The sequence below is a fragment of the Planctomicrobium aquicomposti genome (assembly GCF_051466325.1).
Lineage (GTDB): Bacteria > Planctomycetota > Planctomycetia > Planctomycetales > Planctomycetaceae > Planctomicrobium.
In genome coordinates this window covers 1150478-1174334 of record NZ_CP195792.1, presented here as the reverse complement: position 1 = coordinate 1174334, position 23857 = coordinate 1150478, and the positions used below count along the sequence as shown (strand labels likewise).

Below are 23857 nucleotides of genomic sequence, written 5' to 3'. Positions count from 1 at the left end.
TGTGAACGGTCCACACCGACAATTCGACAGGCGACGGCGGGACGGGTTCACACTCGTCGAACTGCTCGTGGTCATTTCGATCTTCGTCGTCCTGACGACGGTCGTGATCGGTGCCTTCCGCACCGACAACAATGACCGGATCAGCAACGCAGCCGCCACGTTCAAGAACGCACTGGAAGGTGCCCGCTCGCGAGCCATCAAAGCGGGGGAAGTCCGGGGCCTGCGGCTGCTGCTGGACGCCAACGATCCCCGCATCGTCACCAGCCTGGCTTATGTCGGGTCTTCCGAAATGCTGGAGGGGACGCTGTCCGATATCGTGATCATGCCTGCCAGCCCGACCGAACCAGAGAGATTTAAGGTGACTGACGCGGGTACGGGCACGTGGGGTCCGCTCATGAATTCTGATGACACTGGACTCATTCGCCCCGGTTGTCGAATGGAAATCCCAGTCGGTTCGGGAAATTGGTATACGACCATCAAGCCGGTCACTGACATTCTGATGCCCGATGAACTCCTCCTGGGTGGACGATACCAACCCAGTTCTTGGAACGGGACACAACAGGTCGCGATCCAAAGAACCAATGTTCGATATCACCTGCAACTGGCGCCAGTTTTACTCCCGAGTGATCCCATCACGCTCGGCCCAATGGCCTGCATCGATCTCGACAGCAGTATGGTCCCCAGTGATTGGCGTCCATCACCATATCTCGACCCGAGTTACAGGGCACCGCTCGATATTCTGTTTTCACCCCAGGGAACACTGACCGGCGTTTCCGCCAACGCCGGCAAGCTGCTGCATTTCCGGATCGCCCATCCTTCTGATGTCATGCTGGCCCGATCCAATCTCAGTGCTGGAGGTCCCATCCCTGCCGGTCAAGTCCCCGCCGATCCCGAAAAAGGTCAACGGCTCGTCTCGCTGTTTCCGAGTACCGGTGCGATCGTGGTCTCTGAGGTCGATCCGACCACGGCCAGTGCCGAGACAGCTGGCTACAACAATGACTTCGCGAGCAAGCCTTTCCGCTTCGCCGTCCAGGGGAAGGAAGCCAAGCCATGAACAGACGGCACCGCATCCTCCCCACTCCGATCGTCCCGCCGCGCTCCGGTGCTTCTCTGATGGAAGTGCTGATGTCGCTGCTGATCATGGGACTGGGCATCGTTCCGATCTTCACGCTGTTCCCGCTCTGTGTGGCCAGTTCCATTCGTGCCACGGAACTGACGAACTCGAAGCTGCTGGTGGACAACGTCAAGGAACTGACGCGCATGATGCCAGCGATGCTGGTTCCACCTGCAGATAACTCGACTTGGAGTGACGGGCTCAATGTTACGTGGAGGGGAGACTGGAAGCCGAACACCACTTACGCAGTGAATGAGGTCATTATCCCCAATCTGCCACCGGGACAACTGTTTCCGCAGCCCAATGCCATTCTTCGTTGCACGACCGCAGGTACGTCTGGTGCCGGTGAACCGCAATGGAACCTGAGCGGTGCGACCATCGACGGAACAGCGCAGTGGACCGTCATTAATCCAGTCACCAATCCGGAGTATTACAACTATGTCGTTGATCCAGTCGGCCTGCTGGTGTCGACAGCCTACAAGCCGCACATCTTTGGAAACCGCGAATCCACCTCCGAAGAGCCTGCATTCGAGCTACGGAGAACAAATGCTTTCGACGGCACCCGGATGAATTCCGGCCTGAGCGGAAAAACCGATGCTATTTTCCGGGTGATCGACTCCTACACCACGGATCTGTCGTTTGTCCCTGCCTCGGTCTCTTCCTCAATGATCCAAGCTCCAGCAGGTGTTGACCTTGCCGGAATCCCACCAAAAACAAGTGTGTATCTGTACAATTCTAACCGGACAAAGAATGTCAGGCGCGAGGTGGATATTGCCAGTTCAAACTCCTTCACGATTGCAGGTGGACCGATTCCCACCGGCTACGATGCCTACGTGAAGGTCGAAAGTTATCAGCCTCGTTATAGCAGCCTTCTCGCTGTCCACTTCAACGGCTTTCTGGCACAGCCGGAAGTGTCGTGCGCCGTCTTCTTCAACCGGAACTACTCTCTCGATGCAGAGTACGTTTACAAGGCGAACTTCGGTAACTACGCATTCAACGCAGATACCGACGTTAAGGAGCCAACGCTGTCGCTGGATCAGGTGCTTGTCTTCTTGGGCGGCGGCGCTCCGCAGCCAAACCTGAAGGAAGGCGGCTACGTGTTTGACGCGAGGCAGGCACGATTCTACAAGATCGTGCACATCAAGGAAGGCACGAACTCCGCCATCCTGACGCTGGATCGCCCCTGCATGGAGCAGACCATCGGAACAACGGCCAATGATGTGGGGCAGGCCATCCTGATGCCACGAATCGTGACCGTTTACAATTTCTAGGATGACCCATGAGGCGCTCGCCCGCCAATTCGAATCCGCAGACCGTTTCCACCGGCTTTACGCTGGTGGAAATGCTGGTGGCGACTGGACTCGTGGCGCTGATCATGATGCTGTTCGCCCAGATCTATGGGTCGGCGGTCTCGACGATCACTGACCAGCGGGCACTGGCCAACAATGACCAGCGGGCCCGCAATGTCGCCACCCTGCTGCGCAGCGATCTGGCCAATCTGACCTATCGGCAGGCAGCCTTTCCCTATGGAACCGTGCAGGGGATTGTGCCGATTGCTCCCGGGGACGAGCTCATCGTCGATCCAGTGAATCAGCGAGGGTATCTGTATATCTCCGAGAACAACTCGAATGACAACAATCAGATCGACGATGTTTTGCAGTTCACGGCCATGGTCCGGGTCGGCCAGCGGGGTGATGCCTCGAAATCAGGCCCGACCAACCTTTACACCGGCGGGTCAAAACCGCTCACTCCCTTTAACGGAACGAACGAACCGGAACGGGATGACGGAGATGCCAGCAACGAGATGAGTGTTTCCCGCGCGGCGGAGATCGCCTACTTCTGTCGCAACGGGACGTTGTATCGTCGGGTGCTGCTACTGCGGGATCCTCCTGATCCCTCAGCCGCGACAACCAACAGCCAGCCGACGCTGGCTTCGGGGGCCACCTATTACAGTCTCTCGAACCCGAACTACACGGTGGGCGGTGCGCAGGGCGAGTTTTATCAGGACTTCGACTACTCCGCCACACGCCGGTCTGTGGGGGGGAGCAATTACCTCTGGTTCCACAGCCTGCAGTCACTCGATAACCATCTCGGCCTGGCGAACATGCCACTGGGGGTTCCGGCGAACCGCTTCGGGTTCAATCCGGCAAATGGGGCAACAGTCGAGTTCGACAGTACGGGGCAATTCTTCGGACGTTACACCAAAGCCGAAATGGCGGACGGTACGTTTGGCTGGCCGGGTAGAGTACCGACCACCAATCCCTTCACGCGCCCAGACCTCACACTGGGAGAGGATGGCAGAATTGAGCAATACAACGGTGACGACACGCACCTCGGCGAGGAAGTGGTGCTGACCAATGTCGATGCGTTTGACGTGGATATCTTTGACGAAGGGCTTCACAGCACCTTCATCAATACACCGACAAGCAACCTTCCCGGACTGCTGGGAACCGACCTCGGCACAGGTTCGGGGAACTTCAGCACGGTCACGACCTTCGACACCTGGCATCCTTCCGCCGGTAACAGCATTCCCTGGCGCGATCGGCGAATCAAGACGTTTGCAACCTGGGGAAGCGGCGGCACCGCCTCACTCAACGCAGCCATTGTGCCAGATTCGCTGGCGGGCGCTCCGGCTGCCGTGCGAGGTCCGTTTGTCTATGTCTGCACCAAGGCGGGGCAGATGGGCACCCAGCAGCCGGTCTATCCGCTGATTCCCGGCACTGTCATTCAGGACGGGACCAGCGAGTGGACCTGTGTTGACAACCGGGTTCCTCTCAAGGGAATTCAGATCGTCATCCGTTACCGCGATACGCAGAATGACGCCGCGCGTTACGTCAGCGTTGTTCATTCCTTCGTGGAGTAAACAACATGCACCGCACACGCAGCCCGCTGAACTGCATAGAATTCGTCACGGATTCCCCTCGGTCCCCGTTTTGTGAATCTGTTGCGAATCAGGAGAGTCACATGCACCTGAACCAGAAGCCTTGGCCCGAAGATCGTCGACGCGGGGGAGCGGTGATCATCGTGGTCCTCTCGCTGATGTCGACGCTGCTGGTGCTGGGACTGTTCTTCTACAGCTGGACCAGTCAGGAGCGGAACAGCGCTGAGTACTTCGCCAGTGCCGAGTCGCTGGAGCTTGATCCTGACCGCATTATCGATGTCGTGCTGCGGCAGGCGATTGTCGGTCCGCGTCCGCAGTCGGAAGAGCAGAGCGTCCTCTCCGGCGCCCATTACTCGATGCTGGCGCACATCTTCGGCACACCTCTCGCCAGCGGCGACGAACTGCAGTACCGCCCCTTTCCGTACAGTGGCCGCGGCATGGTCGTGAATGCCGATTTCAACGGCGACGGCTTCCCTGATCCGACGTTCAACGTGGGGGGCAGCACCAACGATACGCCCGGCGAGTTCAATGTCTATTACGACCCGACGACAGTTCGCGATCAGGACAACTTCATTCTGAACTTCAGCCGGGCCGCCAATGCCGGCTCGACCCCCGCAGAGGCCAATGTCTTCCACTCCAACGCGGGCTACACCTATCCCGACGTCAACTCCATGTTCCTCGCGTTTGACGAAGCGGTCCCGCTGGAGACCACGCTGGGAGACACCGCAAACCGCTACCGCGTGGTCATTCCCTCGTACTTTCGCCCGCAACTGTTCACACGCCGCCGGCTGGACGCAATGACCGGCACCGGTTCCGGCTTTGAAGATTACGCTGAAAACTCGAACTCCACCAATAAAGTCCTGCGGCCCCACAGCCTTCACAAAGCAAAAGACAACTCCAATAGCTGGACGCAGAACCGCTATGTGGGGGCCGGCGGCACCGTCGCGCAGAGCGGTGACCGGAATCGCCTGATCGGCCCGTTTCCGTTTCGGCTGGACGCCAACAACAACGGCGTCGTGAACGAAATGGGAATCTTCTCGACGACCAATCTGAACAACATCTGGTACGAACTCGATGGCGATGTCGATCGCGACGGCATCCGGGATTCGATCCTGCTGGACATCGGTCATCCGATCATCAACCTCCCTGGTGGTCGACAGGTGGTGCCGATGGCCATGATGAAATGGACCGACAACGACGGGCTCCTCAATCTGAATGCGCACGGCAACCTGTCCGGGCTGACGGTTCGCCGACATGGCATGAATTCCGGTCCGTTCTCGGTTTCGAATCAGGGTCTCTCCTCGTTCGAAGTCAACCTCGGTCTGGGGCTGACCGCAGACCCCTCCAACATCGCGTATACCAAGGATACGCTAGGCAACCTTCTGGGGAATCACACCGGGTTGACCAGCGAACAGCCCGCCACGCGGATGGCGCTTTCGAACGTCGAACTGGTGCAGCTGCTGACGGGTCGCATGCAGTTCAATTCTACCGGAAGCAACTTGATTGGCGATGCCCCGCTGCTGGGGCGATACGGTGACAGCGGCAGCATCTCCGCCTTCCGGAACTGGGCCAATGGCCGCATCAACCAGCCGACCCCCGATTTGACCGGTCTGGTGATCCCTCAGCCGGGGGGCAGCGGACTGAACGATGACGACGATTCAACAATTAATAATCACTACGATGACTACGGTCATCCGATCGATCCGTTCGGAAGCGGTAACGCGACACAGGCCCCGACGGGAGACAACCACGGTCGGGTCCGCCGCCTGACGGTCAACGGCAAGTTCGCTTATCCCTCTTACGATGAATACTGGACGCAGAGTCGTCTGCCGGCCATGTTTTCTCCCACTCCCATTTCGGGCACCATTATCGATGAACCGGACGAGGTTCGAATCGAGCCCGCCATCCGCAACGGGGATGATGCCCTGTTCAACCCCAGCGAGATTTTCGCGCTACAGGGGAGCGATGCGGACAAACAGGCAAGCGGGCAGCGTTCACGGGTTGAAGAACTGGCTTCGTACAATTTCCGCGATAACCGTTTGGCTCCCCTGATCCGCAAGCGGTTTACGACCGACAGCTGGGACCGGCTGGAATTCAGTCATCGCGCTGACAATGGCAATCGCTCTTATGAATTCAATGAATGGACCAGCGGTGGGGCCACGCTTTACCCGCGAGCCTTCCCACCCGAATTCGGCAACGACCCCGTCAACTCCCCAACAGATCCCTTCCGCGATTCGCTGCGGAAACTGCTGAGCTGTGTGATCGACAATGGGTCTTCATCCTCAGTGATTACCTGGAGCGCCGCACAACAGAACGGCTCCATGGGGCAACGGATTAACATCAACCGTGTGCTGAAAGGGATCGCCGCCAACGGCATTCCAAATTTCACCCGGCTGACCGAACACCCTTCCATTGATGCGACTCCTCCGGCTTCAGGTGATCAGGAATTCATCGCGCGGCAGGAACGGCAGCAGTACGCCCGCGACATCTTTGTGTTGCTGTATGTCCTGGGTGCCCCGGATTCCGTGGCGACCGGCATTGCCAACTTTGATCCGACATCGCCCGATCCGTTACTGCATTATCCGGTGACACCTGCGACGACCTACGATCTCAACAACAACGGCATCAACGATCAGGTCGAGCAGATGGCCCAGTTTGCCGTCAACCTTGTCGACGCCCTCGATACCGATTCGGTGATCACCCAGTTCGAGTACGACTACGACCTGAGTGACGGCTGGAATCTGGATGACGACCCCTTCTCTGACGACACCGACACCAACCCAGGTGCCCAGCGTGGCGTGGTTCGGGGGGTCGAGGCTCAACTCCTCACACTCAGTGAAGTGCTCTTTGTGCATACGGAAGAGGGGACGGAAGACTCCAAGACCGAATGGAACGACACAGCGGACCGCTCCTTCAGCTATATTGAGCTGCAGAACTGCACGCCGTTTAACCTGACGCTGAACTGGGACTGGCAGATCCGCCTGGAGGTTGCGTTTGGCCCCGTGACCGCGCCAATTCCCACTGAAGAGCCCCTCGAAATGCCGGCCGCACACATCCGCGAACTCACCATTGGCCCTGCCACGGTGAATGCGGGGGGCAGATTCGTTATCGGCTCGGCGGGAGATTCACACAATCAGGATGCCGGGGTCCCCCGTCCCAGCTACATGCGGGTCAATGAATACGGCGCCACAGATTTCACAACCATCGTCCCGGCCAGTGGAGCACTGGACCTCGATCTGATCACCGATAATCCGACGGACGACTTCCGGTTGATCGATGGGAGCATCACCCCGCTCTCTTCAGTCACACCCATCACGACTCTGGGGGACTTCTTCCCTCCGCATGTCGCCACCCGAGTGAAGGAGGAGGGGGGGCAGATTCGCGTCAAACTCCGGCGTCGGCTCAACCCACTCCGAGCCCGACCCGCATACAACATCGACGCGGAGAACGAAGACAACCCCTGGGTTGAAGTCGACAAGGTTTTCATCAATGAAATCGGTGTGGGGACTCCGGTGCCGGGCTTTGCCCTGTTCGATATCGGTGCCACTTTCACCGAGGAAATGAAGAAGCTCAAATCGCGAGAACGTCCCCAGCCGTTTGATCGTCGCGGCGAAAACATCTGGAACGGCACGGAGCCGATGAATCCCGATCCGACCATCGTGAACAGCTTCGGAGAGGAGAATGAAAATACTCCGGACTCGTTCAACCTCTGGCAGCCCCATTTCGACCGGGATTTCACTTCCCTCGCGGAACTGTTCTCCATTCCGCTGTATGGACCGGAGTTTGCCACATCTCGCGCGACAACCAACTTCGGGGTGAATGCCCGCATGTCCGGTTACTACAACCGCGAGGCACAGCTCAGTCCGGGGGACGCCAGCCGTATTCCAGCTGTCGCCGGGACGTTGTTCCTCGATCCGGAAGAGCCGCGGCTGCCGGTCGCAGTCGGCAATCGCTGGCACCGGCTCCTCGAATTTCTGATGGTCATTCCCCAGAATCTGCAGCAGTACGGTGATCCCTCCATTGGGCTGCTGCCGAAGATGCGGCGGACTCCCGGAAAGGTGAACCTGAATCTGGTCCGCGACGAATCGGTGCTGGCTGCACTGATCGACGACCCGATGCTCTATAGCGACACCCCCGCCTTTGCAGACTCCAGTGCCGAACAGAACGCCGGCTTTGACATCGGTCGGAACTGGTACCGGGAACTGTTACGTTCACGCGACATGATCGACCCGTTCCTGTTCTTTGGTATTGATAACGGGTCAGCCGCCTCGCCCCGCATTCATATACCGGGGCTGGTCGGGTCGCGGCCGTTCCAGTCCACTTCGCTGATGTCCGCTCCGGCGAATCAGGGGCAGGTCGACACCGTACTCCGGAAGAATGTCGCCCAGACCGTCCCCCCGGTCACGGGTCATCCCGAATCTCCCTGGGGACGAATCGACGGCGGCGCTGATGTGGAACGACTCCACCTGTTCGAAGCTCGGGCGACAGCCGATACCGATACGTCCGGCACGACCGGCGATCAGGTCGATTTCCACACCCGGCACCGGATCTTTTCCAAGGTCCTGAACAACACGACCAATCGGAGCCACATCTTCAGTGGGTGGATCGAAATCCAGTTCCATGACGCTCACCAGATTTCATCGGGGGCCACAGCGGGTGCGGTTCAGGTGGGAGCGAAGGCGGACGACCTGCCGACGTACCGGCAATTCGTAGTGGTCGATATGTCCCGGCTGGAAGAGGCGTACAACCCTTCCGACAACACGTTTGATTTTCGGAAATTCATTATCCACCGACAGGATTTGCCGTAAAAAGTCCGTGGAGGTTTCCGTTTCTGGTGTGAGATTTGCCTTTTTGTGTTGACGAGTGACCTGAAATCTGTCAGAAGTCTAGAAACAATTGAGACTTAAAGCAGACGAAGAATTCTCGACGAGCGACACAACCGTCAAAACTGCTGCAAAACAACACAGCAGTCCGGAGTGATGAAACAGTCCCAGCATGAAATTCGAGCAGCTGTCCCCGGTCGAGCCGCCAGCTTCCCGAACCTCCCGTGTTGGCGAACGTCAGGGGAATTGGATTAGTATTTCATTCGGGGCGAAGTTGATTGGGAATTGTTCCACGAGCAGCCCCTCGACCAGGCGGAGAGAACCATGAAAAGTCGAAGTCGTTTGCAAACCAGAACTCCGCGTCGGAGCGGGTTCACTCTGATCGAGCTGCTGGTGGTGATCTCCATCATCGCGGTGCTGGCGTCGTTGATTCTGCCCGGTGTGCAGAATGCCCGTGAAGCAGCACGACGCATGACCTGCCTCAACAATATGCGAAACGTCGGGATTGCGACCTTGGGTTATGTCACCGCTAATAATGGTGAGTTTCCACCACTCGTGGGCAAAGTGGATTATTTTGAAGCCGGGGCCGGTCCCCGAACAGATGCAATGCGTTCACCCGCCCCTTGGACCGTCTTGCTGCTTCCCTATTTGGAGCAAGCCGGTCTTTACGACGACCTCACTGACCCCCATAAGACCACAAACGTCAATGATCTCACAGGCTTGTCTCCTCTTCGCAATATTAACATCAAGGTTTACACCTGCCCGGATGACCAAACCGCGGAGAATGCAGGCTCCCTCAGCTTTGCAGCGAATGCAGGTTATATAGGCTCCTCACTTTGGAGTACCGCTGCATCAGATACAGTCCATAGAATTCAAACCCAAGCGGGTTCGCCCTCTGCAGCTGTTTACTACAAATGGAAAATATTGGATGATGGAAGCACAACCAAGTCCAATGAAGAATACGCCAAACGCACCGTAGCAACTGGTGTATTCTGGCGACAGGGGAGCCAGAGCACATCCGACAATTCGATTCCATTTAATCCGACTTCTCAGAAAATGGTTGTTGATCGTATGCGAGACGGAACGACTCAGACAATTATGATCTCCGAAAACATCAACAACGGTGGTTGGCTTCCGCCTCCAATCAACAGCGGTTCAAGCGCCAATCCGATTTATGAAGGGGCTCCCACTGGAGATGTCGGTTTCGGCCTTTGTGTCACCGATACAACGCCAGGGACCCCAATTGACAATTTAGACAAGAATTCGTCGACAGACACTTCTGGGGGTATTGGGACTGCTGGATTCTTGCTTTCTGGAGATCCAATTTCGTCAACGTCAATCACGGAGCGTTCAAGCCGCATTAACAGTAATCTTTCCGCAGACTCAGGCACCGCTCCCCGCCCCAGTTCTTTCCACCCACAGATCGTGAACGTTATCTTTTGCGACGGGAGCGGTCGGTCGATTTCACAGACTATTAATGACGGTGTCTACGCCAGGCTGCTTTCGCCAAACGGGAATATCTATGGGCAAACGATCCTCTCTGGAACAGACTACTAGTATCTGCGTCACGCTTACCTGAAGTAGATTCGACAAATAGCGGTCCGAGTCCTCTCGGGCCGCTGTTTTTTTGTCATTTGCTGGTCTGACGATCGTCACTTCGCGTTCGAACGCCCCTCCCTCACCGAACCCGTGCTCGTCTCAAATTGCGACAGTTCCATAGCTCCGGTAGTATTCATCCGCTGATCCAACTATGATGCCCAGTGAACAACTCACAGGTTGGGCAACCTGAAAGTTCGGCATATTGCATGACCCTGATTGGTGTTGCGACGTCGTGACTGCTGGAGACAGCAGACGTTTGGGGCCGTACTTGCTGTTTTTAGCGAAAATTACGAGGGAGAATTCCGGTTCACCTGCGACCTTCCAGTGTGGTCATTCTGTGGTGATCCCGGTTTCGTGCCGGGTGGTCACAGCGGAATGCATCTGCCGGGCATTTCCGGGAATCGGTCCCCTGAGCATTGAATAGATTGTCCTATGCTGCTGCTTATCATCCGAGGCATCTACATCGTCATCTGCGTCAGCGCATTGGCGACATTTTCATTCCGCAACGAACGCTCTGTCCCGGAAATCGTCCGGAATTATCCGGTTCAGGCCTTCTTCGTGACCGTCGGCCTGTCGATGTTCATCCTGCTCGTCGACGTCGCCACCCCCCGCAAACGGGTGGAAACGGTCTCAGCCATTTACTTCGGCCTGCTGATCGGTGTGATGCTGGCGTACCTGCTCAACCTGGCGATGAAACCTCTCTTCGACATGCCCGAGATCTTCGGGAGGGAGGGAGCAGCCTTCCAGGGGGGTATGACACTCCTCTCCTTACTCATGCTGCCGTACTGGTGCATTTCGTTTCTCTTACAAACGAAAAACCAGTTCCGTTTCGTGATTCCCTACGTCGAATTCTCCCGTGAGCTGAAGGGGGGGCGGCCGCTCGTCCTCGATTCGAGCGCCCTGATCGATGGCCGTATCGCCGACGTCGTCGATACCAACATTGTCGACTCCGAGTTCATCGTCCCCCAGTTCATCCTGCAGGAAGTTCAAGACATCGCCGACAGCCACGACAAACTCCGTCGCAGCCGAGGGCGGCGTGGACTCGACGTTCTGAAGAAACTGCAGCAGGACCCCAAGGTCGACATCCGTGTGCATGAGTTCGAGCCCCGGGGTGCGAAGACTGTCGACCAGAAACTGGTGGAGCTGACCCGCGAGCTGAATGGCCGACTGGTGACGAACGATGTGAACCTGAACAAGCTGGCGGGCGTTCAGGGGGTCGCGGTGATCAATCTGAATGACATTGCCAATGCTCTCAAGCCCCGATTCATTCCGGGAGAGCACGTCCGCATCCGGATCATCAAGGAGGGTGAAGGAGCCGGCCAGGGGGTCGGTTACCTCGACGATGGCACGATGGTGGTGGTGGAACAGGGGAACCGGGAGATCGGCCGCGATGTGGACACTGTGGTCACCAGCGTCCTGCAGAACAGCGCCGGCCGGATGATCTTCTCACGGCTGGTCGACAACGATCGCTAGAGCAGGTTGCTCTTTCCGGCCCCGGCGCAGCAAGCGTTTCGTGTGTTGAAATGCTCATTTCCGCTTGGCAAAAGCGGGGACTCCCAAAGCGTATCTATTCTGACCGCCCCCCCCGAGCGGCGCGTGCCCGGGTGGCTGTGACGGGCCTGAATTGAGCGCTGGCTTGCCGCTGCGAAGTGCGCGGCAATCGTGAGCCCCCCCTATCGAGTTGAAGCAACTCGGGCCGCGTTTGACAGGCCTGACGGGTAATCGCGCCCAAGTCCACTGCCAAGGCACTACCAGTCGCGCGATGCGCCAAATCCTGCCGACTCAAACTTCGCCATAAGCCTGGTGATACCAAGTGGCCGAGGCGGGGATCGAACCCGCACGTCCGTTGCCGGACACAGGATTTTAAGTCCTGAGCGTCTGCCTATTCCGCCACTCGGCCTGCGACTGCAACGGCCTCGCTCTCACACGTCGAACGCGACCGAATACCAGCATCGGCACGTCCACAGCTCATGTCGAGATTCCAGCCAACCTTGCAGGCGAAAGAGTATTCGGCTCGGGATGCACCGTCAATTCCGACCGAGTCCAGGTGCCTCGCTCCTCTGTAGGTGCACCGCATTTCAATTACGGAACATCAAAACTCCGTGAAGAGAGATCGGTGTCAATCAAGAATCAAAAAGGAGCGAGGGGTGGCGACGATGGCATCAAGTGAAACGGCGACCATTCCCTTGCGCAGAGACCCGGTTTGCAGCATTGAGGTGCAGGCAGCGCGGTGGACGCTCACAGATGACTGCTCTCACTTCGGCAGCAGCTCGATGCGAGCCTGCTGCCGTTCCCGTTCGACCTGTTCCTTCCACAGATGGTCCGAAAGGCGGGACAGGATCTGCGGCCGGGCATCTTCAGGGCTGAGGTCCCCCGGCGTGATCGAGTGCAACTGAATCAGACAAACGCCGGTCGCGGTGCGGACGGGCTCGCTGATGTCACCTGGCTGCAGCGACAGAATCGCTTTTCTCGCAGCGGGTTCACGGAGAAGCGTGAGATCAATTTCGCCCAGTTCGCCCCCGTTGTCCTTCGTCGGCCCTTGTGAAGACTGCTTCGCGGCGGCTGCAAAGGTCAGTTCGCCGGAGTTCAGCTTTTTCCGGATCTCCTGCAGCAGGTCAATTTCCCGGTCAATGTCGGCCTGTGACGCCTTGCGGGGAATCACCCGCTGAATTTCTGCGACGCGGACCCGGGTTCCATCCAGCTCGCGACGATCGGCATCCCACGCCTGCCGGATCTGCTGTTCGGTCACGACACTGCGGACATACTGGTCCCACGCAATCGACAGCGACAGATAGTCCCGCAGCGATTGGTCCGTCAGCTTCAGCCGGGAAAGAACCTGATCAACGTCCTCCCCCTTGGCGGTAATGACGTGCTTTAACATGGCGACCTGATGTTCGAGAACGCGCGGATCGGCCACCACCTTCCGTTTGTGCAGGTACTGGCGAATCAGCTCCCGTTCGATCAGACGCTCTGTCAGCTGTTTTGTTTCGTCGGACGTCGCATCCGCAGGAAGCTGTGCAAGAAAGAACTGCGACTGCGCGGCAGACACAGGCTGACCGTTGACCTTGGCGAGGATCCGATCCGCGGGCTCTTCAGCAGCCAGGCGGGCGCTCACCGCGAGCAGCACCAGCAAGCCGAGCACGAATCGTGACACCGGGAACAGGGAACGAGACTCTCTGGCAAGCTGCATGTGGTTTTCTTTCCTGTGGCGCGGAGAAGCGGAACAGAAATCTCCAATGGGGGCGGGCCTCCGTTCCTCAGCGGTGATGCTATCAGAACGAGCCATCACGGCGGAAATGCAATCGCGTGCGGGTTGGCACCTTCAGCCGACAGGCGCATACCGTCGAACGACTTCCCGCGCGCTGCGCAGGCCATCGACTGCCGCACTGATGATTCCTCCGGCATAGCCCGCCCCTTCACCGACGGGATAAATCCCATTCATGCCGGGCGCTTCCCGAGTGATCGGGTCGCGGGGCATCCGGACCGGGGAACTCCCGCGCATTTCCGGACCGACGAGGGTGGCATCCTTCAGGAACTTCCCTCGCCATTTCTCATCGAGGATGGGAAGCCCTTCCTTCAGCCCTTGTAAGGCTGCGGGAGGCAGCACCTGACGAAGATCGCTGCTGATGGTTCCCCGCTGATACGAGCTGGGATAGCTCCGGTCACCAATCAGTGATTTCCCTTTGAGAAAGTCACTGGCCCGCTGAATCGGGCAGTAGTATTCCCGCAGGCCCAGCTCGAAGGCAACCGCTTCGTACTTGCGCTGCAGCTCGACGCCCGCCAAAGGGTGATCGCTGCCGAACTGGTCCGTTTCCAGTGTGATCATCAGCCCGCTGTTGGCGAATTCGGTATCGTGACGCGAGTTGCTCATGCCGTTGCTGCAGAACTGACCCGGTTCCGACACGCTGGGAATCACGTAACCTCCCGCACACATGCAGAACGAGTAGAGGTCGCGCGTCCCCTTGGCCGACATCGAATAATCGGCAGCGCCGAGCAGCTCGAGGTACTCCCGCTTGCCATACTTCCAGTTGTTGACGTTCGCCTGCGGGTGTTCGATGCGCAGCCCCAGCTGAAAAGCTTTGGCCTGCATCGGCAACCGCATTCCGTAGAGCATCGAGTAGGTATCCCGGGCGCTGTGACCTGTTCCCAGCAGAAGATGATTCGTGGGGATGAATCCACTCGAGGTGTGAATCCCGGTCACCCCGCTCTCACCCAGTTCGATCCCTTCCAGGCGACACTGGAAACGGTACTCGCCGCCGAGCGACTCGATCTTTCTGCGGAAGTTCCGGCAGATGAGCGGCAGCCGGTTACTGCCGAGATGTGGGCGATGTTCGTAGAGAATCGATTCGCGGCCGCCACAATCGACGAAGGCCCGCAGCACCCAGTCCACATCGGGTCCGCTCAGCCGGCAGGTCAGTTTGCCGTCGGAGAAGCAGCCCGCCCCCCCCTCGCCGAACAAATAGTTGTTCTCCGGATCGTGCGGGGCATGTGCGTGATCGAACGCCCGAATGGCGGGGACCCGCTCCTTGACGGGATAGCCCCGCTCGATGACGAGTGGACGATACCCCCGAATTGCCAGATAGTACGCAGCCAGCAGTCCGGCTGGACCCGCACCGACGACGACGGGACGCAGCGGCATCGGCTCCGCTCCGGAGCCGGGATCGTCAAACGGCGTTGCGACAAACGCTTCAACATCCCGTTTGGCAATGAGTCGGGCTTGCAGCCGGTCATCATCCGGAACATTGACGGCGATGGTGTAGACAAACCGGAGGTCTGTTTTGGCACGGGCATCCAGACTCTTCCGGAGAATCCGCCACGATCCCAGATCGTCGCGTCGAATGCCTAATTTCTGGCTGAGCTGGCGCGGAAGTTCGTCTTCAGCCGCTTCTACGGGAAGTCTCAGATTGGTCAGTCGCAGCTGCATGAACGTCACAGGATCCACAATTCAAGAAACATCGTTGAGGACTCATTTTTACCGGACGAACCAAGTCGACGCCAAGGAGGAGGGGCATCGCTGGCTTCCTCGCAGGCAAACAGCCCGCGCAGCGAACCGGTTGTCCGGAGCCACTGGACCTCTGCCAGCGAGCCGGTGCCGCTGGCGGCGAATCGAGTCGGTCGCGGGACCTGACACCCGCCAGACAACACGGATTGACGAGGCGAATCGCCCCCGCTCGCCTGTCGAAACCGGTTCACTCCCCAGTATAGTGAACGTCAGGCTGTCTGACTTGAACGGCGAAAGGATCTGTCCCCTGACGGGCAGGTTCTGACAGCCCGCGGATTTCCTGACCTCCCGGCAAATGGTGTGGAAATGGCGTCTCTCCCGCTGCGACCTCTCGAGCGCTTCTCCGACCGCGTCGAGAACTACGCAAAGTACCGGCCCGGATATCCTGCCGAGATTCTGGACGTTGCCATCGCCCAGTTTGGTCTGACTGCCCGTTCGGTCATTGCCGACATTGGTGCGGGGACCGGCATTTTCTCGCGGCTGCTGCTGTCTCGCGGCAACCGGGTGCTGGGCGTTGAGCCGAACGCCGCGATGCGGGAAATTCTGGAAGAGTCTCTGGCTTCAGACCCGCACTTCACAGCTGTCGACGGCACGGCGGAAGCAACCACTCTTCCCGATCAGTCGGTCGACCTGATCACCGCCGCGCAGGCCTTCCACTGGTTTGATCTGCAGCCGACTCGGGCCGAGTTCGCGAGAATCCTCAGGCCCGGGGGCTGGGTCATGCTGGTCTGGAACGAACGTCGGGAGTCCGGGACACCGTTCCTCGAAGCGTATGAACGATTGCTCGCGGAACATGGAGTCGACTACCTCGAAATCCGGGAGCGGACCCGTCGGCAGACCGCAGAACTGAAAGCCTTCTTCGATGCCGGAACTTTTGCGGAGCAGACACTGAAGAGTGAGCAGCTGCTCGATCAACAGGCCTTCGAGGGACGGGTGCTCTCTTCATCGTTTATGCCCGGCCCGGAACACGCAGGCCACTCTCCGCTGCTGCAGGCAATTCAACAGATTTTCTCTGATTGTGAAGTCAACGGGACGGTCAAGCTGGAGTACGAAACCCGCCTGTATTACGGCCGGGTCACGGCACAGAGCATCGATGGACAATAAACAATGAAGATTTCGCGCGAATCGCTGGAGTTGTTGGGAAATGCTCTCAGCCGACTGCAGGAAGGATTTGAGCATCTTCCCCCGACAGGCGTCGAACGCCAACCCGACCTCATTCGCCCCGTGCTGGAGGCGGTTGCCGTGCGGCTGCAGGAAAATTTTCCGTATCACCATCCGCTCTACGCCGGAGCGATGATGAAGCCCCCCGCTGAAATTGCGCAGCTGGCATATTTTCTGGCGATGTGCCTGAACCCCAATAACCACTCCATCGACGGTGGTCGGGTCAGTACCGCCATGGAAAAGGAGTGTATCCGGCAACTGGGAGCGATGTTCGGCTGGCCTGACCCGCTGGGCCATCTCTGTAGCGGAGGCACGATGGCCAACTTCGAAGCCCTGTGGATCGCGCGCGAGCGGACGCTGGGAAAGCGGATCGTCGCTTCAGCGCAGGCCCACTACACCCATTCGCGACTCTCCCAGGTACTCAACGTCCCCTTCTCCAAGGTCGAATCTGATTCGGCAGGCCGCATGAGCCTCTCTCATCTGGAGCAGGTCTTGCAGGGGGGCGACGTCGGCACCGTGGTCGCCACTCTCGGAACAACTGGGCTGGGTGCGGTGGATCCGCTGGCAGAACTTGTTGAGCTGCGGGAACGCTATGGCTTTCGGCTGCATGTCGACACGGCCTATGGTGGCTACTTTACTCTTGCCCGCAATCTGGGAACCGCCGCGCGGCGGGCCTTCGATGCCCTGCCGCTCGCCGACTCGATTGTTGTCGATCCGCATAAGCACGGTTTACAGCCCTACGGCTGCGGGTGTGTGCTGTTCCGCGACCGGGAAGTGGCCACGGTCTATCGGCACGATTCTCCCTACACCTATTTCACATCCGAGGATCTGCATCTGGGTGAAATCTCGCTGGAGTGCTCGCGCGACGGAGCGGCAGCGGTGGCCCTCTGGGCGACGATTCAGTTTCAGCCCCTGATCCGGGGTGGAGATTTCGCCAGAGGCCTCGAGCGGGGAAGACAGGCGGCGCTGCTGCTGAAAAATTGGATCGACCGTCAACCGGGACTCTGCGCGGTCACCGACCCCGAACTCGATATCGTGGTCTGGTTCGTCCGCAGCGAACGGGCTACGGATGCGAGCGCCGCCTCGCGGAGGATCTTCGCTGCGGCTGCGGAGCAGAACTTACACCTCTCCCTGCTGAAGCTCCCGCAAAGCTGTCTCGAATCGCTGCAGGCAATTGCAGAATGGGATGAACCGGAGGTGACCTGCCTGCGCTCGACGTTGATGAAACCCGAGCATCTCGAATGGCTGCCGGACATGATTCACATTCTGGAGAGAGTGCACGTGTAACGGAGATGGGTCACGTGGCCCGCCACTCTTTTTCCGGCAGGACCCTGCTGATCGGTGCAGTCGAAATGACCGTGATGCCCGGCAAAGTCGACGAAGTCTTCCATCGCGGCAGGGCCTACGACCGGTACGACCGGACCAACTGACAGGAACGGACGATGCGAGGGCACCCCCGCTCCCCTCCGGTTGATTCCCGCAAAGTGATCCGTCCGGCAATGCCGATCGGTGCAGACGTGCCGATCACTCCACATGAGTCTGTTGTCGGGTATCGGCGGAATCTTCCGATTCGAACGAATTGAAGTCAGCACGACGGCATGGATCGCCAGCGGCTCAAAGACCAGACCGGCATTCAGTGCTTTCCACTCAGCTGGAAAGTTCTGGGCGCAGCCACGCTGTGCGCCTTGGCTCTGGGGTTCAACGGGTGCAAATCGCAGCGTCCGACCGGCTTGAGCGCCACCCCCTACGTGCAGGCGGCCACCGCCATCGAATATCCGGACGTTGACGATCCGAACATCGCGCAGCTGAGTTACACCCCCCGCCCCATCTCCATCAATTCCCCGGCGCCGGAAGAGTTCCGCGATATCACGCTGCAGGAGACGATGCAGTCCGCTCTGGCGAACTCCAAGATCTTCCGGGATCTGGGGGGGATCATCCTGCGAAATCCACTCGCAAACCGTTCAACCTACGACCCCGCGATTCAGGAAACCGACCCCCGCTTCGGTCCGCAGGCGGCTCTGGCGGCGTTCGATGCAACGTTCGCCACCAGCCTGTTCTACGAACACAATGACCGTGCCCTGAATAACCAGTTCTTCGGCGGCGGAACGCGCCTGCTCGCCCAGGAGACCGGAGTCTTCCAGTCGCAGATTGCCAAACGCACCCCGTTCGGCGGCCAGTATGCCTTGCGGCACAATGTCGAGTACGACGCCAACAATGCTCCGGGGAACATGTTCCCGTCTGCGTGGGACGTCAACTTTGAAATGGAATACCGCCAGAAGCTGCTGCGTGGTGCGGGCATCGACTTTGGCCGCATCGCCGGCGTGAGTGAAATTCCCGGGGTCTACACCGGAATTCTCGTCGCCCGCATCAACACCGACGTCTCGATCGCCGACTTCGAATCGGGAGTGCGGGACTTCGTCAGCGACGTGGAAAACGCTTACTGGGACCTCTATTTCGCCTACCGCGATCTGGATGCCAAAATCACCGCAAGAAACTCCTCGCTGGAAACCTGGCGACGGGTCCAGGCCCTCAACGAGCGGGGACGAATCGGCGGCGAAGCGGACAAAGAGGCCGAAGCCCGTGAGCAGTACTACCGCTTTCAGGAAGAAGTCGAAAACGCTCTGACCGGTCGGCTGATCGATGGAACCCGCACCTTTAACGGCAGCAGCGGCGGGACCTTCCGCTCGATCGGCGGAGTCCATGTCGCCGAACGGCGGCTGCGCTTCCTGATGGGCATCGCCACGAGCGATCACGAGTTATTGCGACCGAGCGAAGAACCGACCCGGGCGGAGATTGTCTTCGATTGGGATCTGAGCCTGCGCGAGTCACTGGAGAAGCGGTCAGAACTGCGTCGCCAGAAGTGGATGGTCAAACGCCGCGAGCTCGAACTCCTGGCCAGTCGCAACTTCCTCCTTCCGGATCTGGATGTCGTGGCACTGCAGCGGTGGCGTGGATTCGGAAATGACCTGCTGCTGGAAAACAATCCTCAGCGGTTCTCCAGCGCCTACGACAATCTGATCGGCGGCGATTTTCAGGAATCGCGGTTCGGTGTGGAAATGGCCTTTCCCTTCGGTTCTCGACAGGGACACGCGGCGGTCCGCAATGCCGAGTTCCTGCTCGCCCGCGAAAAGGCGCTGCTGAAGGAACAGGAACAGCGGGTCGTCCATGACCTCAGCAACGCAATGGCCGATATCGACCGGGCCTATCAGGTGATGCTGACCGTCTACAACCGGCGCGAAGCGGCCCGCGAACGGGTCAAAGCCCTGCAGGCAGCTTTTGAAGCGGACAAGGCTCCCCTGAATCTTGTTCTCGATGCCCAGCGTCGACTGGCGGCATCCGAAACGAACTACTATCAGTGCGTGATCGAATACAACAACGCCGTGAAGAACGTCCACTTCGAGAAAGGGACACTGCTGGAATACGCCGGAGTCCATCTCTCCGAAGGTCCTTGGCCGAACACCGCCTACGAAGATGCTCTGGAGCGGCTCGAGCGACGCATCAATCTCCACGGTCAACACCTGCCGGAACACCGAGTGATTTCCACCGGAACCGAGCCGCCGTTCAACGGTCTGCCGCCGGCGATGGAACCGCCGTTGCCGACCGCGGTAAACACTGAGCCCGTGATCGCAGCCCCCGTGAATCCGGCTCCCGCGCTCCCTCCTCCCTTTCCGGAGTAGCCAGGGTCACTCGACGGGCGAGCGGGAGAGCAGCTCATCCGTTCCGGCGAACAGCGTGGAACCAATCCGGATCAGCGTCGCCCCCGCTTCGATGGCCTGTTCGAAGTCTCCGCTCATCCCCATCGAAAGCTCTGTGAGCTTCAGTTGGGGAGAGCCCGCCTGCAGCTCATCGCGTAGTTCCCGTAGCGAGCGAAACGTCCGGTCGATCAGATCATGATCTTCCGTCAGCGGCGCCATCGTCATCAGCCCCGACAGCTGCACATGCGGGAGCGCGCTCAGCTGCGACCACTCCGCTCGCAATTCTGCTGCGGTGAAGCCGCTTTTTGTTTCTTCGCCGGCCAGACTCAGCTGGAGCAGGACGCGCGGCTGCAGCTGCAATTCCCCGGCGATCTGGCTGATCCGCTCCAGCAGCTTGAGAGAATCGACGGAGTGAATCAGCGCCACATACGGAAGAACGGCCCGTACCTTGTTCCGTTGCAGCTGACCAATCAGGTGCCAGCGGATCGGGGCTGCTGCAGCGGAGGAGAGATCGGATGTTTCGCCTGCGGCAAGAGCCTGCGCCCGTTCCATTAATTGCTGAGGGCGGTTCTCCCCGAGATCGACATGCCCCAGCGATGTGAGCGCCTGGATTGCCGCCAGCGGAGAATACTTGGTCACCGCCACGAGTCGGACCTCGTCCGGAGCACGCCCCACCCGGGCACAGGCGGCAGCGATGCGCTCGCGAATGCCGGCCAGATTGAGTGCAATGCGGTCACGTACGAGTGGCAGCATCAGTGACTCGTCGTCATGTCCGAAGAATAAGGTGTCCCGCGAGAAGCGGACTCACCAATAAAAAAAGGGAGAGCCCAAAGCTCTCCCCGTCTCATTTCGATCGTCTCACGCTCTGCTGTGCGAATCACAGAAGACGGCGGATCACTCTTCCGCAACGTAAGACAGCAGCCCGATAAAGCGGGCCCGCAACACAGCGGCGCGAACAGCACGCTGGTAAATGGCGCTGGTGCCGGTGCGGCGACGGGGCAGAATACGACCTTCGCGGTCGACCATCTGCTTCAGGGTCTTGATATCCTTGTAGTCCACATAGACGGGACGCGGAATGATCCCATCCGGACAGAAACGGCACTTGAGCTTCCGCTTCAGGCGGGCACGTTTCTTACGAATCTTGCGGATATCAACTTTGTTCAGCGTCGCCATCAATCACACCCGGGACACATTGCTAGGGTTCAAATAGGAATCGGGCATTATGGCGAATCAGCGTGAACGCTGCAACTGGTCACAGCCACGTTTCCCCGTATTCCTGCGGAAGTGATACCCGCACAGGCCGTTGGGAGAAAAAAATCGCCTCACCCAGAGTGATTCGACGCCGACACGGAAGAAATTGACCGGAATCCCCCCGAATTGCCTGCCACCCTCACGTAACGTAATCTGAATCCACTCTCTATGGCGATTCCACCCCTTGGGGAACTTCCATGAAATGGCGACAGCTTGCCCGATTCCTGCTGTACGCCACACTTCATCAAATGCGGCGCTGGAAGTTCTGGGCCGAGGCGGCTGGATGGGTCGCCGGATTGTGCTCGATCGGCGGCCAGATCGCTGCTGGAGTCTCCAGTCCGGGAAATCGGTCGGCCGCGTTTCTCTTCGGCTTCGGTCTGGCACTGTCTGCGACTCGTGTCGCCACGCGAATCAGCCGCGGGGCATCGCAGGATTCTGAGGGAATTCACGAGCTGTTGCTGCTGACCCAGCTGAATTCCGCAGGCGTCTTCTGGCTGACCGCAATTCCACCGGTGCTCCTGCAGGCAGCTATTTTCCTGCTGTTCCTCCCCCTGCTGACCCTGGGAACGGCTGTTGCCGGGCTGCGGTGGGAAACCATCCCCCCCGCCATGACCTATCTCGTGGCCTTTTCCCTGACAGTGGGGGGAGTGGAGTCCTACGCCACACTCGCCGCGGGCCGATTCCAGATCGCACGGATCTTCGCGTGGGCGATTTAGCTGTTTTTCTGCTTCGTGCCCAATGTTGTCGCTGCGGTTGCCCAAGGTTGCATCGCCGATGGAATTGCTCCGAAGGTGGCGAGCGGAATTCTATCGCTGGTTTCTCCCATCACCCCCTATACTCCTGTCGGGCTGACCCTTGCGCTGGCAGCCGGAACTGCCTCTCTTGTGCAGTTTTCCGTGGCACTGCTGCTTCTGGGGATTCCGATTTCCCTCTTTGCCCGGCTGGGAATCCGAGTACTTCGCTACCCGACAGAGGGACGGGGCAAGCCTCTGGCACCGATCCAGGACGGCGTCCCCGCGGCACCTTCCCCACCGCCAGAGCTGGAGCTTCCCGGCACGGCAATCTGCACACGCCCTCGCACATGGAACAACGCACTTGCCTGCAAAGAGTTCCGATACGCCACGGGTGGCACAACCGGGCTCCTGCAGATCGGCCTCTGCTACTTCTTCGCCTCACTCCTCATTGGGCTCGCAACAATCGACCATAGCCCCCCGGACCTGAGCACGGCGCTGCGACAGCTCAACGCGACCGGGCTTACCGGCGGCCTCATGCTCCTCGCCCAGATCAGCTACTCACTAGCACAGCTGATTGCAGATGAACGCCGACAAAACACGCTGGACTCCATCGTCCTGCTGCCACTGACCACCTGGGAACTGCTCCGCGAGAAACTCAAAGGAGCAGCACTCGGGTGGACCGTGGGAGGTCCGCTTGCGGTGTTTTGCCTGGGACTGGCAGCCTGCCTGAACGCCAGTGAAACCTGGCAAGCTGCCCGGGACCACTACGGACTCATCCTGTTAGCGCTGCTCACGATTTGTATTCAATTTCCCCTCCACTGGGGCCTTGTCATCGCCCTCTCCACGAAACTCGGAACGCCCAAAACGCTTCCCTTCGCAGTTGCCATCCAGGGTTCACTCTGGATCGGTGGATTTCAGGCAGTCAACGGACTGGCAGGTGAACTTCTCGACCGCTCGGGGACGACGAATACCAACACCATGCTGGTAACAACCCTGATCCTCAACGGGCTTGGATTAATGGGCATTTACTACCTCATCCGCTGGATTCCCCGGCTGATCCTGCATGCCGCCGCACATCCTGCTGAAGAAGAAAGCTGAAAAAAGCCACGGGATCGCTTCGAATCAGCACAAATCAGGTCATTCCGCTCGCGTGGTTCGTTGACAAAGTGAAAAGAGGCGACTAACATCCTCCGTTTCCCCCATCTGCGGGAAAGCTGTCGAAATTGTAAAGCGTTTGAAGCGAGTACGTTAAGGCGAAGGATGCTGACCAGTGGCTGCGAATGAACGTATCCGGATCCGGATGGAGGCTTTTGACCATACCATCCTTGATCAGTCGGCTTCCGACATTGTTGACACCGCGAAGCGGACGGGTGCCATTGTTCATGGACCAATCCCGCTGCCGACGCGGATCGAGCGGTACACCGTTCTGCGGAGTCCGCACATTGACAAGAAGTCTCGGGAACAGTTCGAGATTCGCACGCACAAGCGTGTTATTGACATTGTTCAGCCAACAGGCAAGACGATCGACGCTCTGAACAAGCTCTCGTTGCCCGCTGGTGTGGACATCAAGATCAAGGCATCCACGTAAGGCGCGGAG

At 58.9% G+C, this 23857-nt stretch carries 17 protein-coding genes and 1 tRNA gene; 13 read left to right on the top strand and 5 right to left on the bottom strand.

Annotated features, from left to right (window positions below; genetic code table 11):
- Position 1: 1 nt before the first annotated feature.
- From SH664x_RS04480 to SH664x_RS04455, 6 genes are all read left to right on the top strand, one after another.
- Positions 2-1054, top strand: a complete 1053-nt coding sequence (locus SH664x_RS04480; protein WP_437205395.1) for a pilus assembly FimT family protein — start codon at positions 2-4, stop codon at positions 1052-1054.
- Between the two features lie 71 nt (positions 1055-1125).
- Positions 1126-2385, top strand: a complete 1260-nt coding sequence (locus SH664x_RS04475; RefSeq protein ID WP_437205393.1) for a hypothetical protein — start codon at positions 1126-1128, stop codon at positions 2383-2385.
- Between the two features lie 8 nt (positions 2386-2393).
- Entirely contained in the window at positions 2394-3977 is a 1584-nt protein-coding gene (locus SH664x_RS04470; protein WP_437205391.1) for a PulJ/GspJ family protein, read from the top strand.
- A gap of 101 nt (positions 3978-4078) precedes the next feature.
- The gene (locus tag SH664x_RS04465) at positions 4079-8803 is read left to right on the top strand and encodes a hypothetical protein (RefSeq protein WP_437205389.1); all 4725 of its coding nucleotides are present in this window, start codon (positions 4079-4081) and stop codon (positions 8801-8803) included.
- A gap of 339 nt (positions 8804-9142) precedes the next feature.
- The gene (locus SH664x_RS04460) at positions 9143-10375 is read left to right on the top strand and encodes a DUF1559 family PulG-like putative transporter (protein ID WP_437205387.1); all 1233 of its coding nucleotides are present in this window, start codon (positions 9143-9145) and stop codon (positions 10373-10375) included.
- A gap of 474 nt (positions 10376-10849) precedes the next feature.
- Positions 10850-11890, top strand: a complete 1041-nt coding sequence (locus SH664x_RS04455; RefSeq protein ID WP_437205385.1) for a PIN/TRAM domain-containing protein — start codon at positions 10850-10852, stop codon at positions 11888-11890.
- A 341-nt stretch (positions 11891-12231) separates the two neighbouring features.
- On the opposite strand, the gene SH664x_RS04450 is transcribed toward SH664x_RS04455, so the two are convergent.
- The 3 genes from SH664x_RS04450 to SH664x_RS04440 all read right to left on the bottom strand — a co-directional run bounded on the left by SH664x_RS04450 (position 12232) and on the right by SH664x_RS04440 (position 15341).
- Positions 12232-12317: transfer RNA gene (locus tag SH664x_RS04450), tRNA-Leu, on the bottom strand.
- 354 nt (positions 12318-12671) lie between these two features.
- Positions 12672-13607 carry a peptidylprolyl isomerase gene (locus SH664x_RS04445; RefSeq protein ID WP_437205383.1) on the bottom strand — a complete coding sequence of 312 codons (936 nt, stop codon included), beginning with the start codon at positions 13605-13607 and terminating at the stop codon, positions 12672-12674.
- A gap of 132 nt (positions 13608-13739) precedes the next feature.
- Complete coding sequence (locus SH664x_RS04440) at positions 13740-15341, bottom strand: NAD(P)/FAD-dependent oxidoreductase (protein ID WP_437205381.1); 1602 nt, start codon at positions 15339-15341, stop codon at positions 13740-13742.
- Positions 15342-15725: 384 nt separating this feature from the next.
- Between SH664x_RS04440 and SH664x_RS04435 the strand changes: the two genes are divergently transcribed.
- The 4 genes from SH664x_RS04435 to SH664x_RS04420 all read left to right on the top strand — a co-directional run bounded on the left by SH664x_RS04435 (position 15726) and on the right by SH664x_RS04420 (position 20257).
- Positions 15726-16523 (top strand): class I SAM-dependent methyltransferase, encoded by a 798-nt coding sequence (locus SH664x_RS04435; protein WP_437205380.1) that lies wholly within the window; start codon positions 15726-15728, stop codon positions 16521-16523.
- A 3-nt stretch (positions 16524-16526) separates the two neighbouring features.
- The gene (locus tag SH664x_RS04430) at positions 16527-17867 is read left to right on the top strand and encodes a pyridoxal phosphate-dependent decarboxylase family protein (RefSeq protein WP_437205379.1); all 1341 of its coding nucleotides are present in this window, start codon (positions 16527-16529) and stop codon (positions 17865-17867) included.
- Positions 17868-17881: 14 nt separating this feature from the next.
- Positions 17882-18010: a hypothetical protein gene (locus tag SH664x_RS04425; RefSeq protein ID WP_437205377.1), complete on the top strand. Its 129-nt coding sequence runs from the start codon at positions 17882-17884 to the stop codon at positions 18008-18010.
- Positions 18011-18178: 168 nt separating this feature from the next.
- A complete protein-coding gene (locus SH664x_RS04420) occupies positions 18179-20257 on the top strand; it encodes a TolC family protein (protein WP_437205376.1) in 2079 nt (692 codons plus the stop codon).
- Positions 20258-20263: 6 nt separating this feature from the next.
- Here the strand turns inward: SH664x_RS04420 and SH664x_RS04415 are convergent, their stop codons facing one another.
- A complete protein-coding gene (locus SH664x_RS04415) occupies positions 20264-21028 on the bottom strand; it encodes a YggS family pyridoxal phosphate-dependent enzyme (protein WP_437205374.1) in 765 nt (254 codons plus the stop codon).
- A 141-nt stretch (positions 21029-21169) separates the two neighbouring features.
- A complete protein-coding gene (rpsR, locus tag SH664x_RS04410) occupies positions 21170-21448 on the bottom strand; it encodes a 30S ribosomal protein S18 (RefSeq protein WP_437205372.1) in 279 nt (92 codons plus the stop codon).
- A 275-nt stretch (positions 21449-21723) separates the two neighbouring features.
- Here rpsR and SH664x_RS04405 point away from each other — a divergent pair, with 275 nt between their 5' ends.
- The 3 genes from SH664x_RS04405 (at position 21724) to rpsJ (ending at position 23848) form a co-directional block, all read left to right on the top strand.
- The gene (locus tag SH664x_RS04405) at positions 21724-22242 is read left to right on the top strand and encodes a hypothetical protein (protein ID WP_437205371.1); all 519 of its coding nucleotides are present in this window, start codon (positions 21724-21726) and stop codon (positions 22240-22242) included.
- A 15-nt stretch (positions 22243-22257) separates the two neighbouring features.
- Positions 22258-23358, top strand: a complete 1101-nt coding sequence (locus SH664x_RS04400; protein ID WP_437205370.1) for a hypothetical protein — start codon at positions 22258-22260, stop codon at positions 23356-23358.
- Positions 23359-23530: 172 nt separating this feature from the next.
- Positions 23531-23848: a 30S ribosomal protein S10 gene (gene rpsJ / locus SH664x_RS04395; RefSeq protein WP_437205368.1), complete on the top strand. Its 318-nt coding sequence runs from the start codon at positions 23531-23533 to the stop codon at positions 23846-23848.
- Positions 23849-23857: the final 9 nt, after the last annotated feature.